Origin of the sequence: Prescottella soli, assembly GCF_040024445.1 — a bacterium.
Taxonomy (GTDB): Bacteria; Actinomycetota; Actinomycetes; order Mycobacteriales; family Mycobacteriaceae; genus Prescottella; species Prescottella soli.
The window spans coordinates 3,203,417-3,219,679 of sequence record NZ_CP157276.1 but is presented as its reverse complement, the minus strand read 5'-3'; the positions used below and the strand labels follow the sequence as shown (position 1 = coordinate 3,219,679).

The 16,263-nt window shown below is 68.3% G+C and carries 14 protein-coding genes; 7 read left to right on the top strand and 7 right to left on the bottom strand.

Annotation, left to right across the window (positions count from 1 at the left end; genetic code table 11):
• The first annotated feature begins 17 nt into the window (after positions 1-17).
• Together ABI214_RS15030 and ABI214_RS15025 are read left to right on the top strand one after the other, a co-directional pair.
• Positions 18-1,319 (top strand): MFS transporter, encoded by a 1,302-nt coding sequence (locus tag ABI214_RS15030; protein WP_408586911.1) that lies wholly within the window; start codon positions 18-20, stop codon positions 1,317-1,319.
• Between the two features lie 90 nt (positions 1,320-1,409).
• Positions 1,410-2,690: an LCP family protein gene (locus ABI214_RS15025; protein ID WP_348603325.1), complete on the top strand. Its 1,281-nt coding sequence runs from the start codon at positions 1,410-1,412 to the stop codon at positions 2,688-2,690.
• Between the two features lie 6 nt (positions 2,691-2,696).
• Here the strand turns inward: ABI214_RS15025 and ABI214_RS15020 are convergent, their stop codons facing one another.
• From ABI214_RS15020 to ABI214_RS15010, 3 genes are read right to left on the bottom strand one after another with little or no spacing between them, the layout of a single operon-like run.
• Positions 2,697-3,440, bottom strand: coding sequence for an MgtC/SapB family protein (locus ABI214_RS15020; protein WP_348603324.1), 744 nt, complete (start codon positions 3,438-3,440; stop codon positions 2,697-2,699).
• Positions 3,441-3,480: 40 nt separating this feature from the next.
• Positions 3,481-4,407, bottom strand: a complete 927-nt coding sequence (locus ABI214_RS15015; protein WP_348603323.1) for an NADP-dependent oxidoreductase — start codon at positions 4,405-4,407, stop codon at positions 3,481-3,483.
• 53 nt (positions 4,408-4,460) lie between these two features.
• The gene (locus tag ABI214_RS15010) at positions 4,461-5,612 is read right to left on the bottom strand and encodes a Rieske 2Fe-2S domain-containing protein (RefSeq protein ID WP_348603322.1); all 1,152 of its coding nucleotides are present in this window, start codon (positions 5,610-5,612) and stop codon (positions 4,461-4,463) included.
• A 266-nt stretch (positions 5,613-5,878) separates the two neighbouring features.
• Here ABI214_RS15010 and ABI214_RS15005 point away from each other — a divergent pair, with 266 nt between their 5' ends.
• Entirely contained in the window at positions 5,879-6,691 is an 813-nt protein-coding gene (locus tag ABI214_RS15005) for an alpha/beta fold hydrolase (RefSeq protein WP_348603321.1), read from the top strand.
• A 165-nt stretch (positions 6,692-6,856) separates the two neighbouring features.
• The gene (locus tag ABI214_RS15000; RefSeq protein ID WP_348603320.1) at positions 6,857-7,216 is read left to right on the top strand and encodes a hypothetical protein; all 360 of its coding nucleotides are present in this window, start codon (positions 6,857-6,859) and stop codon (positions 7,214-7,216) included.
• Between the two features lie 21 nt (positions 7,217-7,237).
• Here the strand turns inward: ABI214_RS15000 and ABI214_RS14995 are convergent, their stop codons facing one another.
• Positions 7,238-8,203: a DUF2889 domain-containing protein gene (locus ABI214_RS14995; RefSeq protein ID WP_348603319.1), complete on the bottom strand. Its 966-nt coding sequence runs from the start codon at positions 8,201-8,203 to the stop codon at positions 7,238-7,240.
• 222 nt (positions 8,204-8,425) lie between these two features.
• Between ABI214_RS14995 and ABI214_RS14990 the strand changes: the two genes are divergently transcribed.
• Positions 8,426-10,990 carry a LuxR C-terminal-related transcriptional regulator gene (locus tag ABI214_RS14990; protein WP_348603318.1) on the top strand — a complete coding sequence of 855 codons (2,565 nt, stop codon included), beginning with the start codon at positions 8,426-8,428 and terminating at the stop codon, positions 10,988-10,990.
• A 44-nt stretch (positions 10,991-11,034) separates the two neighbouring features.
• Positions 11,035-12,660: an MFS transporter gene (locus tag ABI214_RS14985; RefSeq protein ID WP_348603317.1), complete on the top strand. Its 1,626-nt coding sequence runs from the start codon at positions 11,035-11,037 to the stop codon at positions 12,658-12,660.
• 29 nt (positions 12,661-12,689) lie between these two features.
• Here the strand turns inward: ABI214_RS14985 and ABI214_RS14980 are convergent, their stop codons facing one another.
• The 3 genes from ABI214_RS14980 to ABI214_RS14970 all read right to left on the bottom strand — a co-directional run bounded on the left by ABI214_RS14980 (position 12,690) and on the right by ABI214_RS14970 (position 15,459).
• Positions 12,690-14,243, bottom strand: coding sequence for an acetyl-CoA hydrolase/transferase family protein (locus ABI214_RS14980; protein ID WP_348603316.1), 1,554 nt, complete (start codon positions 14,241-14,243; stop codon positions 12,690-12,692).
• A gap of 162 nt (positions 14,244-14,405) precedes the next feature.
• Positions 14,406-14,732: a branched-chain amino acid transporter permease gene (locus ABI214_RS14975; protein WP_348603315.1), complete on the bottom strand. Its 327-nt coding sequence runs from the start codon at positions 14,730-14,732 to the stop codon at positions 14,406-14,408.
• Positions 14,725-15,459, bottom strand: a complete 735-nt coding sequence (locus tag ABI214_RS14970; RefSeq protein WP_348603314.1) for an AzlC family ABC transporter permease — start codon at positions 15,457-15,459, stop codon at positions 14,725-14,727. Before ABI214_RS14970 ends, ABI214_RS14975 begins: the two co-directional genes overlap by 8 nt.
• Positions 15,460-15,538: 79 nt before the next feature.
• On the opposite strand from ABI214_RS14970, the gene ABI214_RS14965 reads away from it, so the two are divergent.
• On the top strand, positions 15,539-15,973 hold the full coding sequence (locus ABI214_RS14965) for an Lrp/AsnC family transcriptional regulator (protein WP_348603313.1): 435 nt from the start codon (positions 15,539-15,541) through the stop codon (positions 15,971-15,973).
• Positions 15,974-16,263: the final 290 nt, after the last annotated feature.

Here is a 16,263-nt window from a genome sequence, read left to right as displayed (position 1 = left end):
CCGCCACAATGTACGCCGTGAGTTCCGAGATCGCCCCGCCCCGTTCCACCCCCAGCTCAACCCCCTCCGGGCGCGGCGCTCGGATCCACCCGGCGTGGTACGCCGCGGCGGTCGCCTTCCTGGCGCTGGTGGGTGCCGCCAGTTTCCGGGCCGCACCGTCCGTGCTCATCGACCCGCTGCACGACGATTTCGGCTGGTCGCGGGCGAGCATCTCGGCCGCGGTGTCGGTCAACCTCGTGCTGTACGGACTGACCGCTCCGTTTGCCGCGGCGATGATGGAGCGATTCGGCATGCGGCGCATCGTCGCGTCGGCGCTGGTGCTCGTGTCCCTGGGCAGTGGCCTCACGGTCTTCATGACCACCACCTGGCAGTTGGTCCTGCTGTGGGGCGTGCTGGTCGGCCTCGGCACCGGATCGATGGCGCTCGCATTCGTGGCGACGGTGACCGACCGCTGGTTCGTCGCCCGCCGCGGGCTGGTCACGGGCGTCCTCACCGCGGGTGGTGCGGCCGGCCAACTCGTGTTCCTGCCGGTGCTCGCGATGCTCGCCGAGACCTACGACTGGCAGACGGTGTCCCTGACGGTGGCGGCCGCCGCGCTCGCGGTGGTGCCCCTGGTGCTGATGTTCCTGCGCAACCGCCCCGAGGACATCGGGACGACGCCGTACGGTGCGCCGTCCGACTACGTCCGCCCGGAAGTCCCGGACGCGCCCGGAGGCGCCGTCGGACGCGCCCTCGGGGTGCTCGGGTCGGCCGCGCGGACCCGCGTGTTCTGGCTGCTGGCGGGCACGTTCGCGATCTGCGGCGCCAGCACCAACGGGCTCGTCGGCACGCACTTCGTCCCGGCCGCGCACGACCACGGCATGCCGGTGACGGCCGCGGCGAGCCTGCTGGCCGTGATCGGCCTGTTCGATCTGGTCGGGACGATCGCGTCGGGATGGTTCACGGACCGGTTCGATTCCCGCAAGCTGCTGGGGATCTACTACCTGCTGCGCGGACTGTCGCTGATGGTGCTGCCGCTGCTGTTCGCCGAGACCGTGCACCCGCCGATGATCGCGTTCATCATCTTCTACGGCCTCGACTGGGTCGCGACCGTCCCGCCGACGGTCGCGCTGTGCCGCAGACACTTCGGCGTGGACGGCCCGATCGTCTTCGGCTGGGTGCTGGCGTCGCACCAGATCGGCGCGGGTCTGGTGGCGTTCCTCGCGGGACTCGTGCGGGACCGATTCGGCGGCTACGACGCGGCGTTCTACGTGGCCGGCGCGCTCTGCGCGATCGCGGCCGTGATGTCGCTGGCGATCACGAAGTCGGCACGACGCTGACATAGATGCCCATCCCCGCATTGTGGACAAGTGCGGTGCAGGCGCCGAATCCTGTGAACACCCGGACCGGCGCGGGGCTATGTTTGGGCAGTGCGCTCCGATCGGGATGACACGATCGACGGCCCGCGACCTCGCCGACGGTGGGCAGTCACGGCACTGCGCGTCGCCACGGCCGTGGCGGCGGCCGCGGTGCTGGTGTCGACCGGCCTGGGGTGGGCCGCCCAGCACCAGTTGACGTCGGGGCTCATCCGGTCCGGCGCCCTCGACGTCCTGACCGGCGGCGACCGAACGTCACCGCACGGCGATTCGAACATTCTGCTCATCGGCCTCGACAGCCGAAAGGACATGCACGGCAACGACCTACCGCCGGAGTTCGTCACCGACGAGCTGCACGCCGGGGACAGCGACGTCGGCGGCTACAACACCAACACACTGATCCTGCTGCACGTACCGGGCGACGGCAGCCGGGCGACCGCGGCCGCGATCCCGCGCGACGACTACGTCGAGGTTCCCGGCTACGGCAAACGCAAGATCAAGGAGGCGTACGGGGCGGCGAAGGCCGACGCCGACGCCCAGCTGCAGGCGCAGGGGGTGACCGATCCGGCCGAGCGTGAACAGCGGACCCGCGACGCCGGGCGGCGCTCGACGTTGAAGACCGTGCAGAACCTGCTGCACGTCCCGATCGACCATTTCGCCGAGGTCAATCTCGTCGGCTTCTACGACATCGCCAAGGCTCTCGGACCGCTCGAGGTATGTCTCAACGCGCCGGTCGACGACCCGTACTCCGGCGCGCACTTCCCCGCCGGCAAGCAGTCCCTCGATCCGTCGCAGGCGCTGTCGTTCGTGCGGCAGCGGCACGGCCTCGACAACGGCGACCTCGACCGCACCCGGAGGCAGCAGGCATTCCTCACCGCCGTGATCCGCAATCTCGACTCCGCCGGCGTGTTCGGCAGCGTCGCCAAGATGCGAGGTCTGTTCGACACGGTGAAGAGCGACGTCGTCGTCGACGACGATCTCGATCCGGTCGCCTTCGCCACCCACGCGCGCAACCTCACGAAGGGCGAGCTCGACTTCTACACGCTGCCGATCGAGGGGTACCAGACCATCGACGGCGCGGCCGTCAACATCGTCGACCCGAACCGGCTGCGCACCGAGGTGTCCCGGTTGTTCGCGGGCGAGGGTCCCGCGCCGACGACCACCACGCCCCAGACCACGACGACCACTCCGCCCGCCACGTCGTCGAAGCCCACACGATCGGGATCCCACACCACCACCACGACGACCGAGGACACGAGCACCCCGCTCGAAGCCCCACCGCCGGAGCAGCCGGTGGCAGCCGACGACACGGGCGGCATCCCGTGCGTCGACTGATCGGCCTCACTCGTCGAACTCGGTGAACTCGTCCGTTTCGTCGACCTCGTCGCGACGGCCCGCCGTCACTTCGACGACCCCGTCGATCGACGAGAGCCGGTCCGCCAGACCCGCCAAGCCACCACGGCCCTCGACGTCCATCGTCAGGCGGACCGTCCCGTCGTGCCCGGATCTGCTCGTATCGACATGTGTGACGGCATAATTCATCTCCGTCGCCGTGCGGAGAATCTGCCTGAGCAGGCCGCGACCGTCGACGTACCGCAGGCGGATCGGCTCGCGGCGCACGCGACTGCCGGGCACCCTTCGGAGAAGCGGCGGGTAGGCGTACACGACGACGAAGTACGCGACGGTGACGGCGGCGGCGAGCGCGGGCAGACCGGCGCCGCAGGCGGCACCCACGGCCGCGCTGATCCAGACGGCCGATGCGGTCGTGAGCCCGCGGACGGCGTCCCGCCGCACGAAGATTATTCCGGCACCGATGAATCCGATCCCGGTCACGATCTGCGCGGCAACTCGGGAGGGGTCGAGAACCACACGCCCCGGCTCGAGCACGTCGGCGAAACCGAACTTGCTGACCAGAACGAACAGCGCCGAACCCAGACCGACGATCGCATAGGTACGGATCCCCGCGCTCTTGCGCCGGAATTCGCGTTCCAGACCTATCGCGGAGCAGAGCACCAGCGCGTAGCCGAGCGCGACGAACTGCGCCCACCCCTGACCGCTCGTCTGCCCCCACCAGATGGAGTCCATGAGCGGCGCGTCGACGAGAAAACTCGCGTGGACGGAAGAGCTACGGCACCAGCACGAACTTGCCGCGCGCGTGGGGCTTCCGGAGAGCGCGATGCGCATCGGCCGCCTCGGCGAGCGGGAAGCGAGTGCCGACGGCGACATTCAGTCCGCCGTGGCCTGCCATCTCGACGAGGACCGGGCGCGCCTCGCGACGGATCCGGTCACTGTTCTCGTTTCCCCCGCCGATCCAGAGGAACCCGTCGCGCTGCGCGCGCTCGACCGCCACGATCGTGACGATCCGGTCGCGATCGGCGCCCAGGGCGAGTGAGGCGTCGACGACGTCGTCGGTGCCCACGGTGTCGATCACCGCATCGACGCCGTCCGGCGCGATCTCCCGGATCCGCTCGGGGAGACCGTCTCCGGGCTCCACCGGCGTCGCCCCGAGGCCCCGCAGGAAGTCGTGGTGGCGCTCCCTCGCCACACCGACGACGATCGCGCCGCGCGCCGCGGCGAGCTGCACCACCAGCTCACCGACACCACCGGCCGCACCCTGGACGACGACGACATCCCCCTCCCCGACCCGCGTCACGGTCAACGCGTCCACCGCGGTGCCGCCCGCGACGAGCAGACCCGCGGCCGAATCCCACGGCACCGATTCCGGTTTGGGCAGAACGTCCCCCGCGGACACCAGCACCCGTTCGGCGTAGGCGCCCACCCCCGAGTAGAGGATGACCTCCTCCCCGACTCGGACATCGGTGCCATCCCCGACTTCGACGACAACACCCGACCCCTCGATGCCGGGGCGGACGGGTAACTGCGCCGGATCGGCGCCGAACGCCCCACTGTAGAGCTTGTAGTCGATGGGATTGACGCCGATGGCGCGCATCTCCACGACTACCTGTCCCGGTCCGGGAGCCGGGAGATCCTCGTCGATCACCTCGAGGACCTCCGGCCCACCGTATGCATTGGCTACAACGGTTTTCGACATGACCGGACAACAGTGGGGCGCCCCGCGTTATTCCCGCGGCGGGGGCTCGATCGCTAGTTCGAAGCGGCGATCTCGGCGGCCCGACGCTCCATGTTCTCGGCAACCTCCCGCTTCCACGCCGCGACGGGCTTGGAGGTGTCCATCTCGAACTCGAAGCGGGCCACCATGTCCGGGGTGATGTCCGCGACGTCGACGTAGAACTGCTCGTACCAACGGCGCAGCTGGTAGACCGGGCCGTCCTCCTCGCACAGGAGCGGGTTCTCGATGCGGGTCTTGTTCTTCCAGATCGCGACATCCTGCTCGAACCCGATGGTGATGTACGACGCCATCGTCTTCGCGAGATCCTGAGCCTTCTCGCCCTGGATCGCGTCGGTCTGCTTGACCTTGATGCCGTACATGAGGACGAACTTGTTCGGCGCGATCGGGTAGTGGCAGTTGATCAGGATCGAGTCGATCGAGAAGTCGGGGTAGTGGTAGGCGAGCTCGTCGATCATGAAGGACGGGCCGTAGTAGGACGCCACCGAGTCGTTGCCGGTCGCGGCGGGCTGCTTACTGGTGGCACGAACCATGTCGTCGCGGCCGACGCCCTCGTAGTACTGGGTCGCGATGTGCCCCTCGAAGACGTTCTTGAACTTGATCGGGAAACCGTAGTGCACGTAGAAGAAGTGCGCCATGTCCACGACGTTGTCGATGATCTCGCGACAGTTGGTGTCGATGGTGATCTGCTTCCAGACCCAGTCGGTCCACTCCTCGCCCGGCTGGCTCATGTCCGGGATCGTGACCTCCGGCGGCGGCGGGTTGCCCTCCGGGTCGTGCCACACGAACAGCAGGCCGTCCTTCTCCATGGTCGTCCAAGCGCGGGTCTTCGCGAGCGGCGGCACGCGGCGGGCGTAGGGAATGTCGGTGCAGCGGCCCTTGCCGTTCCAGCGCCAGTCGTGGAACGGGCACGCGACCGCATCGCCCTTGATCTCGCCCTGGCTCAGATCGCCGCCCATGTGCCGGCAGTACGCGTCGAGCACCTGCAGTTCGCCCTTGCTGTCGGCGAAGACGACCAGCTTGGACCCGAACGCGTGAATCGAATGCGGCTTTCCGTCGCGGAGTTCACGTGTCAAACCCACGCAGTGCCAACCACGGGCGAATCGAGCCGGAGCCGCGCCGGCGTCGATCATCCGAACTTCCTCGTTGTCCGTCTCCATCGTCGTCATGACAGTTCCCCGAGCCCCTTCCAGTGAAAACGTCCGATTACTCGGATCAACCATTCGTTTGATCATGTGTTCTGCTTCACACTGGAACACGTGTCAGTCGAGGGTGGCACGAATCTCACTGAACGGGACCGAATCGGACCCTTTGTCCGCGATTGGTGACCAAAGTCCATATTGTTACAGCGAATTGCGGGCCTCGGGCCAGCCCGAGAGGCATGGTGAGGAGCGAGTACTGGGTACCCGTTCCACGATCCGGAAGGACGCGAACCATGCCCGACACCCCGCCTGTGATGTTCATCCACGGCCTCTGGCTGGCCGCGTCGTCCTGGGACCCCTGGCGAGCGAAGTTCGGGGCGGCCGGATTCCGGACCGTGGCGCCCACGTGGCCCGGCGAGGCCCCGAGCATCCCCGACACCCGCGCGCACGCCGAGGACCAGGCCGGCAACGGCATCGACGAGGTCACCGCGCACTTCGCCGAGGCGATCGCTCCACTCGGCCGCAAACCGATCGTCATCGGTCATTCGTTCGGCGGCCTGATCGCGCAGAAGCTGCTGGCCGCCGACGTCGCCGCGGCCGCCGTCGCGATCGACCCCGCGCAGATCCAGGGCGTGAAGGCGCTGCCGTTCGCGCAGTTACGGTCCTCGTTCCCCGTGCTCGGCAATCCTGCGAACGCCCGGCGGAGCGTCGCCCTCACACCGGACGCGTTCGCGTACGGCTTCGGAAATGCCCTCGGCCGCAGCGAGTCCGATGCACTGTACGAGCACTGGGCCATCCCGTCCCCGGGTCGTCCGCTGTTCCAGGCGGCATTCGCGAACTTCGTGCCGGGATCACCGGCGCACGTCGACACGAACGTCGAGCGTGGACCCCTGCTGATCCTCGGCGGCGGCCAGGACCACACGGTGCCCGAATCGGTGAGTCGCTCGGCGCACCACCGCTACCACAAGGCCAATACCGACAACGACTACGTCGTGTTCGCTGACCGCGGGCACTCGCTCACCATCGACCACGGCTGGCCGGAGGTGGCGGACACGATCCTCGAGTGGTTGGCGGAGAAGGGGTTCGGCGCTCCGGTCAGCCACTAGCCGGCACCACCCCACCGCGCCCGAGCCGAACGGCCTGCGGTGCACAGGAGATTCACAAACTCGTCACAGGGTCGGCTCGAGGTGCAGGAATCTACTGGAACGTGCAGCACCGACCGGTGCAGATCGAGATCACGACATGGCGCAGGCCACGGAAGGATCGAAGAAATGAGCACGTTCACGAAGTCACGTCGCGTCGTGACACGAGTGGCAGTCGCGGGGGTTCTCGTCGCGGTGCCCGCAATCATCGTCGTCGCACCCGCGCTCGCGGACCCACTACCGCAGTCGAGTCCGGCCGCCCAGAACTGGCAGAACGACGGCGGGCAGGGACAGCACGACGGGCACGGACACCACCGGGGCCACCACCGCGACGGGGATCAGGGCAACCAGTGGCAGGACCCCGGGCAGTACAACCAGTGGCAGCAGGGACAGAACGGCCAGAACCAGGGGCTGTTCGGTGGCGGCAACCCGCTCGGGAACCTCGGCGGGCTCGGCAGCCTGGGCAATTCGGGAGGCCTCGGCAGCTAGCGCTGCGACCCCGACATCGCCTCAGCGGGCGATGCTCCGCAGCAGGTCGTTGAGGTGGGTGCAGGTGTCCGCGCCCCGCAGTTCACGACGCACCCACCCCTCGACCCGGTCGAGCGTCATGCCGACCAACCGTCCGGCACTCGCCACCGCGGCCGGACAGTCGAACCACGGCAGCACGCGCGGTGTCGCGACGGCCTCGCGGATCACGCCCGTCCCCTCGTCCGCGACCACCGTCAGTTCGTACTCGTGGATCACGGTCTCGACGCTGTCGGCGCGACCGTACGTGTCGCGGAACATCGCGTCGACGTGGACCGCGCCGTCGGCCGTCCACCGGTCGATGCGCCGCCGCCGCCGCATCGAGTGGACGGCCAGCGGCCCCGGTGATCGCCCGAAGGCGTCGTGCAGCGGCGGCGCGTCCGGCCCGTCGGCGACGGGACTGCGTCCGCGCACCCCGATGGTGGCGATCAACGCCCCGCTCGCGGAATAGCCCGCGCACTGGTCGCCGACGGGGACGTACCCGGAACCGGCGGTCACATCGTCATCGTCCGATTCGCGGGCGGCGGACACCGCGTGCCCGGAGATCAGGGTCCCCATCGGGACGTCGTCCAGCAGCAGGGCCAGCGGCGAGGACACCCCCACCGCCACGTCGGCCACGCGGCCACGGAACCCGGCGATCGCGGAGTGACCGACCAGGGAGGCGAGCCCCGGCACGACCGGTGAGGTCTCGATCCGGGTCAGGGTGCGGCCGCGGTGGTAGTCCACCGAAGCTCGCAGCGCGACGGTTTCGCGCACCGATGGCTGCCGGTACGCGTCGACCTCGAAGTCCCACGCGCGGCCGTGGAGTTCGAGCGTCCCACCGGCTCCGTCCGGCCGGTCCATGTCGAGGCACGCGACGCGCCGACTCGAATTCGGACGCACCGCCGGGGAATCGATCCGCGGCCCGCGCACCGAGCCGTGCAATGCCGGGTCCGGTCCACGCTCGCTCATGTCGACGACGGTGCACCAGGGCGGCCGGGCGGGCAATACACGGTCTCACCCGTCGGGAACCACAGGCCACGACGGCACCCGAAACCGTAGTTTGCGATGATCGAGATCGAATAGGTTGATGGAGCGACTGTTCCGCCCGCCGTTCCACAAGGCGGGCTCAGCCATGACCGAGCCGGGGGGTGCTCATTGACGAGACGGCGAGACGACCGCAGTTCGAGCCCTGTGCCGAACCGCAATGCCGCATGGGCACCGCCACGCAAGCGGCTCCTCGACCGGCTGGATCGGAACTCGCCCATCACCGTCATCAGGGCGCCCCGCGGATTCGGCAAGACCGAACTGATCACCTCGTGGCTGGAGGCGACACGATCGGACTTCCGCGCGGTGCTGTGGATTCCGGCAACCGAGGGCTTGACCGATTCCGAGATCTATTGGCACTCGGTGGCCGACCGAATTCGCTCTTCGGGAATCGTTGCCGGAGAGCCGATTCCGAGTACACCATCCGGATCCGGAGCCGAGGAGGTCCGCGAGTACCTCGCCCGCAGCGGCGCACCGGTCCTGCTGATGCTGGATCGCATCGACATGGTCGAGGACGAGCGGATCGAGGAGGAGATTCTCCACCTCCTCGATCGCTGCCACAACGTGAACATCGTCGCCACGGCGTGTGGACGCTCGCTGTTCGGTGATCCGATCCTGATGGAGCCGACGCACGAACTGATCCTCGCCCGCGATCTGGTGTACACGCTCGCGGAGGCAGAGGAACTGTTCGCACGCGCCGAAATCAACCTCAAACCCGGTGAATTGGAGTACATTCTCGCGCGCGTCTCGGGCATGCCGGCCCTGATGCGGATCGCGGTCGTCGTCGCCAAGAGCCTCCCCAGCGTCTCGGATCGCCGCGCGCTTCTCGCGCATCGGCTCGACACCGCCATCGACCGATTCGTGCAATCGGCTGTCCTCCAACATCCTTCGATTGACGCCGATCGCGATTTCGTCATCGGCGTGGCTGCCGCACGACTGATCACACCCGAGGTTGCACGACTGTTGACCGGCGTCGGCGACGCCGCCGGACGCCTGGCCGTTCTCGAAACCGCCGGAATCGTCAATCATTGCGACACAACGACGGGCGACGCCTGGGAGCTCACGCCGGCCGTTCGCGAACGTCTCCTCGCCCTCCAGGAACGAACCGGACTCGGGCCGGCCCGCCGGCTGACCGCGCTCGCGCGCCACGCAGCGGCCCGGGGCGAGGTCGCCGAGGCACTGTCCTACGCCGTCGAGGCGCGCAACTGGGAACTCGCGATCGAACTCCTCGAGGAACACTGGGTCCGCCTCGTCGGCAGTCATTTCGCCCTGCTGCGTTCGGCACTGCGCGAGCTTCCGGAAGATCTCGTCGAGGCGCGTCCCGTCATCAAGGCCGGGCGCGATCTGTTCGTCCTCCTCGGCTCACATCCGACGATTCCCGCCGATGCGCTGCCGCAGGATCCGGCGGCGCTCGAGAAGCTCGGGACGACCGACGAGGCAAGCGATGCCCTCGCGATCGGCTGTGTCCAGTCGCTCATGTTGCGCCTGGCCGGTGAGCACGATCGGGCTGCCGAGATGACCCGACGCCTGTCGCACCTCGTTCGCGGGGCGCTCGAGGCCCGACCGGCCGACGTCGGCCCTCAGTTGCCTATCATGCGGCTGCAGTGGGGCATCACGTACCAGCTGGCGGGCGCCTTCACGGAATCGGCGGTGGAACTGCGGCTGGCCCACCGCGGCGCGCTGGGGCAGAGGGTCGACTTCGTCGCCCGGAACGCGGCCGGCAATTCCGCGATGAACTGGGCCATCATCGGCGAACCGAGGCGAACCGAGGAGTGGCTCGAGCTCGAGGACGCGCACCCGGACCCGGACGGCTGGCTCGAACCCATGGTCAAGGTGGGTGGGTTGGTCGCACGCACCCTCGTCGCGCTCGACCAGCTCGACTTCGCGGCCGCGGGACGATGGCTCGACGAACTGGGGGAAGCGTCCGAGCGCGAGGAGCTGTGGCCGTACATCACCTATGCGCACTGCCGCTACGCGCTGGCGACAGGGCAGGCGTACACCGGCATGGCCGTACTCCAGCGGGCCGTCACGTCGCACTCCGCGGCGATCCGCAACGGTTCCGCGATCGCGCGACTGATGACCTCGCTCGAGATCGACCTGCGGTTGGCGCTCGGCGAGGGCAATCGCGCGCTGGCGACCCTCGAAGCACAGACGGTCGAAGCGCCCCTGATCGTGGCCACCGCCGCCCGTGTGCACCTGCTGACCGGTACACCCGCCACGGCGCTGGCCCTGTGCCGCAAGTGCGACTGGTTCAGCCATCCGTTCACCCGCACGCAGCTCGAGGTCCTGCTCATCGAGGCGGCGGCCCACCGCACCCTGGGCGAGAAGGCGGCGGCCGCGCGGTCGTGGGCCCACGCCGCTGCCATCGTCGACCGCACCGGCCTCCTCGGCACCCTCGCGACCGTGCCGCGGGATCTGGTGGCCGGACTCGATGCCGCGGCTCCCCTGCCGTCGGCGGCCGCTGCGACCTTCCTCGCGTCCGATGTGCCCGAGATCTACCCCGCCGCGGTGCATCACGTCGAGCTGACCGAACGGGAACATGCGGTGCTCGTCGAGCTGGCGCAGGGATTGTCGACGCTCGAGATCGCACGAAAGCTGTTCGTGTCGACCAACACCGTCAAGAGCCAGCTGCGGTCGCTGTACCGCAAGATCGGTGCGCACTCGCGGGACGAGGCACTCGAGATCGCCTATCGGACCGGTTTGATCGACTGAGCCGATCGGCCCCGGCCGACCCCCCGTTCCTGTTTCAATCAGGTATGCAGGCCGACACCGAGTCGCGGGCCGGGGGGCGGGCGACGCTCGTGCTGGCGACGCTGTCCGCCGGGCAGTTCCTGATGACCCTCGACAGTTCGGTGATGAACGTGTCGATGGCGGTGGTCGCGTCCGACCTGGGCACCACCATCACGGGAATCCAGACCGCGATCACGCTGTACACGCTCGTGATGGCGACGCTGATGATCACCGGCGGCAAGGTCGGCAGCATCATCGGGCGGCGACGGGCGTTCGCGATCGGGCTGGTGATCTACGGTTCGGGTTCGTTGACCACCGCCCTGGCCCCCAATCTCGCCGTCCTCCTGATCGGGTGGTCCCTGCTCGAAGGAATCGGCGCAGCGCTGATCATGCCGGCGATCGTTGCGCTGGTGGCGTCGAACTTCGCACCCGAGAGACGTTCGAGCGCTTACGGATTGATCGCGGCATCGGGAGCGATCGCGGTGGCCGCCGGACCGCTGATCGGCGGGGCCGTGACGACGTTCGCGTCGTGGCGGTACGTCTTCGCGGGCGAGGTGGTGCTGGTTCTGGTGATCCTGCCGGTGCTCCGCAAGATCGAGGACGCCCCGCCCAAGCGGGTGCGGCTCGACCTCGTCGGGTCGCTGTTGTCGGTAGTCGGTCTCGGACTCGTGGTCTACGGCGTGCTCCGGTCCGGCGAGTGGGGATGGCTGCGCGGTCGCCCCGGCGGACCGGAGGTGCTGGGACTGTCACCGGTGGTCTGGCTGGTCCTCGGCGGGCTCGTCGTGGTCTACACGCTCACGCGATGGGAGGCCTACCTGACGCGCCGCGGCCGGGAACCCTTGCTCGACACCCGCCTGTTCGACAACCGACAACTGTCCGGCGGGCTCACGATGTTCTTCGCACAGTTCATGATTCAGGCCGGCGTCTTCTTCACCGTTCCGCTGTTCCTGTCCGTCGTGCTCGAGCTGACCGCCCTGCAAACGGGTGCGCGGCTGCTGCCGCTGTCGGTGGCACTGCTGGCGGCCGCGGTGGGGATCCCCAAGCTGTGGCCGCGTGCGATGCCCCGGCGCGTGGTCCGCCTCGGGCTGGCGTCGATGACCGTCGGCATTCTCGTTCTCGCCGCGGGCATGGATCCCGGTGCCAATGCCGGGATCGTCGCGGTCCCGATGCTGCTGATGGGTCTCGGGCTGGGGGCGCTCTCGTCGCAACTCGGCGCGGTCACGGTCTCCGCGGTACCGGACTCGCGCAGCGCCGAGGTCGGCGGACTGCAGAACACCGCAACCAATCTCGGGGCCTCGCTCGGCACGGCACTGATCGGTTCGGTGCTGATCGCGACGCTGGGCGCGTCGATCGTCGCCGGAATCCAGAACGATCCGCGGGTGCCCCCCTCGGTGCAGGAACAGGCCGCCGTCGACCTCGCGAGCGGGGTGCCGTTCCTCAGCGACACCCAACTGCGCACGGCCCTGGACGACGCGCACGTGGAGCCCTCCGTCGCCGACGCGGTGGTCGCCGCCAACACCGACGCCCGCCTCGAGGCCCTGCAGAGCGCGCTGTCGGTGGCGGCGCTGCTGGCCGTCGGCGCCCTGTTCTTCACCGGACGGATTCCGCGCAGGCCCGTGGGCGAGCGGGACGAGGAGCCCGAGTCGCCCTGAGCGCGTCACGGAATCCGTTGGGGAGGAGGTCAGTTCGGACGCATCGAGCCCGTCTCGAGGAATCGCTGGTGGAACGACAGCGCCTCGCCCAGCAGGTGCGGGGTCTGCCCGGCCGACGGATACGCCTCGGCGCGGTCGACGTAGTCGAGCAGCATCGCCCGGAAGTCGGGGTGCGCGCACTTGTCGATCACGACGCGCGACCGCCGGCGCGGGGACAGCCCGCGCAGGTCCGCGAGACCCTGCTCGGTGACGAGGACCTGGACGTCGTGTTCGGTGTGGTCGACGTGGGGGACCATCGGGACGATCGACGAGATCGCGCCGCCCTTCGCGGTGGACGGGCTCAGGAACATCGACAGGTAGCCGTTGCGCGCGAAGTCGCCCGAGCCGCCGATACCGTTCATGATCTTGGTGCCCATGACGTGCGTCGAATTCACGTTGCCGTAGATGTCGGCCTCGAGCATGCCGTTCATCGCGATGATGCCGAGTCGGCGCACGATCTCGGGGTGGTTGCTGATCTCCTGTGGACGCAACACGATGTGCTGGCGGTAGAAGTCGATGTTCGACACCAGTTCGTCGATGCCGGCCTCCGACAACGCCAGCGACGTCGCCGACGCGTACCGCACGGTGCCGTGCTTGATGAGGTGCAGCATCCCGTCCTGGATCACCTCGGAGAAGCAGGTCAGTCCCTTGTGCGGGCCCGCATCCAGGCCCTGCAGCACCGCGTTCGCGACGTTGCCGATGCCGGACTGCAGCGGCAGCAGGCCGTCCGCGGGCAGTCGTCCCTTCGCCACCTCGTGCTCGAAGAAGTCGATCACGTGCGCCGCGATGGCCTGGCTGATCTCGTCGGGCGGGGTGAGCGGGCTGGCGCTGTCCCGGGCGTCGGTCTCGACGACCGCGACCACCTTGTTCGGGTCCACCTTCAGGGTCGGCTGACCGATGCGGTCCTCGACCGACGTGAGCTGGATCGGCTTGCGGTGCGGCGGCAGCGCGGTGCCGTAGTAGACGTCGTGGATGCCGGCCATCGCCTCGGGCACCCACGAGTTGACCTCGAGGATGACCTTGTCGGCGACGTCGAGCCAGGTCTTGTTGTTGCCGATCGACGCGGACGGGATCAGCTCGCCGGCCTCGGTGATACCCGCGACCTCGACGACCGCGACGTCGACGTTGCCGTAGTAGCCCTCCCACACCTGCTGCGCGACGTGCGACAGGTGGATGTCGACGTAGTCCATGCGGCCGCTGTTGATGTTGCGGCGCGCGGTCGGCTCGGCCTGGTACGGCATGCGCAGCGAGATGCCGTCGACCTCGGCCAGCAGGCGCTCGGTGCCGGTGGACACGGAGGCGCCCGTCAGCAGGTTGATGGTGAAGTTCGACCCGGCGCCGCGCACGGCGTGGATGCGCTCGGCGAGCGCGGGGATGACCGCCTTGGGCGTGCCGGCGCTGGCGAAGCCACTGATCGCGACGGTGTCGTGGGGGTGGATGAACTCGACGGCCGCCTGCGCGGAGGTCACCTTGTTCCGGAACACCGAGTTACGAATCCTGGTCGGGGCGGCCAGCGATCCGGGGTCATCCACGTGCGACGTCACAGTGACAAGGCTAACGCCGGACACGCCGGTGAAATGTCGTCCACAATCAATCGAAATTCCTCTGACATGCGGTTTCCGTCACAAATCGGGGATTCGGATCGGTGACGTGACCGAAATGTGCGACGAGCGCGCTGATCGACGCGACGAGCTGCGTACCCCGGTTCAGCCGAACACGGAGTTCACCAGAACCATGTATGCGCCGGTCCCGCCGAGGATGCTGAGCAGCGCGTGCCGACGCCAGAGGTGCAGGCCGATCGTGACGGCTAGCGCGGCGACCGCGGGCCCGAGCGACGCCGGCGCGATCGAGACGTTCCGGAGCGTGTAGACCGCGAGGATCAGCATGATGCCGACCGGCATGTGCGCGCCCAGGTAGTGCACCAGCGCGGACGAGCGCAGCGGCGCGATCACCGCGAACGGCACCGCCCGCAGCGCGAAGGTGACGGCCATGATCACCGCGAGGGCCGCCAGGATGTACGACACGTCAGGCACGCGCGTGCCTCCGCCGGTCCAACGCGAACCGGAGCAGCAGCGCCACCACGAACACCGTCATCGCGACCACCAGCATCTGATCGCGCGCGACCACGAGCGCGACGAGTGCGCTCAGCAGCGCCAGGATCGGCGTGGGCACGTCGGGGCGCACCCGGTAGGCGTCGATCGCCAGCACCACGAACAGCGCGGTGAGCGCGAAGTCGAGACCGACGAGCTGCATCGGGATCACCTGGCCGACGACGGCGCCGACGACACCACCCAACACCCAGTACAGCTGGCAGAACACCTGGATGAAGAGGATGCGCCGGCTACTCAGCGAGCTCGGATCCTTGGCCGCGGTGACGGCGTACGCCTCGTCGGTGAGCGCGTACATGCTGTAGAGCCGTGCGGCCGGTCCCTTCACCCGATGCAGTGGGAAGGACAGGCCGTAGAAGACGTGGCGGAAGTTGACGAGGAACGTCGTCATCGCCACCGAGGCGAGGGGCGTGACCGCGAGCACCAGCCCGATCGCGAGGAACTCGAGCGAACCCGCGTAGATCGTCAGCGAGAAGATCGGTGCCCACCACCAGTGGAACCCGGACTGGACGAGCAGCAGACCGAACGCCAGGCCGAGCGGGAACAGCCCGAACCCGACCGAGACGGTGTCGCGGGCCGCGGCGCGGACGTCGGACCGGCGCGACTCGGTGCGGGCGGCTCGGAGGCCCTCTTCGGAAAACGCGCTGGTCACGAGGCAATAATAGTGCCGAACCACTGGCATTTGATTGCCGGATATTGCCTGAACGGACGGTTCGGCGCAATATTCTGCTGTGGATGATCTCGATCGCGCAATATTGCGTGAGTTGCGCGCCAACGCCCGGCTCACGAATGCCGAACTGGCCGATCGTGTCGGACTGACGCCGTCACCGTGCCTTCGGCGAGTACGACGTCTCGAGGCCGACGGTGTCATCGTCGGCTATCAGGCGATCGTGGATGCCGACGCGGTCGGACGCGGGTGCGAGGTGATCGTCAACGCCGAGATCGTGTCGCAGGACCGCAAGACCGTCGAGCAGTTCGAGAACGAGGTGGGCGCCTTCGACGAGGTGGTGGAGTTCCGCCGGATGATCGGCCTGCCCGACTACTTCATCCGCGTCGCGGTCGCCGACCTCAACGCGTTCGAGGTGTTCCTGCGCACCAAGCTGATGGAGCAGCCCGCGATCTCGAAGATCGAGTCGCATCTGACGATGAAGAAGTTGAAGGGCTAGCTCCAGCTCGATCTTCCGGATCGCGAGATCCGTTCCCGCTCCGGGACTGCGGTTCGGGAGATAGCCGTCACAGAGTCCCCGCGGAAGTTACCCGAAACCGGGCGTCGTCGATCTTGGTTTCGCCCGCCCTTCGGGCGGACCTCACCTGCGCCCACGTCACAGTGACGTAATTTGACCGCCATCACAGGCCAATCAGTTCCCTACCTCGACATACCGCCGTCCAGCATGGTGGAACCAACCAGTCGGCATGGCGTGCTTATCGACCGGCGATCCGCCTGAATTGGGGCCTG

Bases quoted from the DNA above. Each gene is read 5' to 3' on its own strand.
- ABI214_RS15020 (WP_348603324.1), bottom strand. From the start codon at position 3,440: ATGGACTCCATCTGGTGGGGGCAGACGAGCGGTCAGGGGTGGGCGCAG.
- ABI214_RS15015 (WP_348603323.1), bottom strand. From the start codon at position 4,407: ATGTCGAAAACCGTTGTAGCCAATGCATACGGTGGGCCGGAGGTCCTC.
- ABI214_RS15010 (WP_348603322.1), bottom strand. From the start codon at position 5,612: ATGACGACGATGGAGACGGACAACGAGGAAGTTCGGATGATCGACGCC.
- ABI214_RS15005 (WP_348603321.1), top strand. From the start codon at position 5,879: ATGCCCGACACCCCGCCTGTGATGTTCATCCACGGCCTCTGGCTGGCC.
- ABI214_RS15000 (WP_348603320.1), top strand. From the start codon at position 6,857: ATGAGCACGTTCACGAAGTCACGTCGCGTCGTGACACGAGTGGCAGTC.
- ABI214_RS14995 (WP_348603319.1), bottom strand. From the start codon at position 8,203: ATGAGCGAGCGTGGACCGGACCCGGCATTGCACGGCTCGGTGCGCGGG.
- ABI214_RS14985 (WP_348603317.1), top strand. From the start codon at position 11,035: ATGCAGGCCGACACCGAGTCGCGGGCCGGGGGGCGGGCGACGCTCGTG.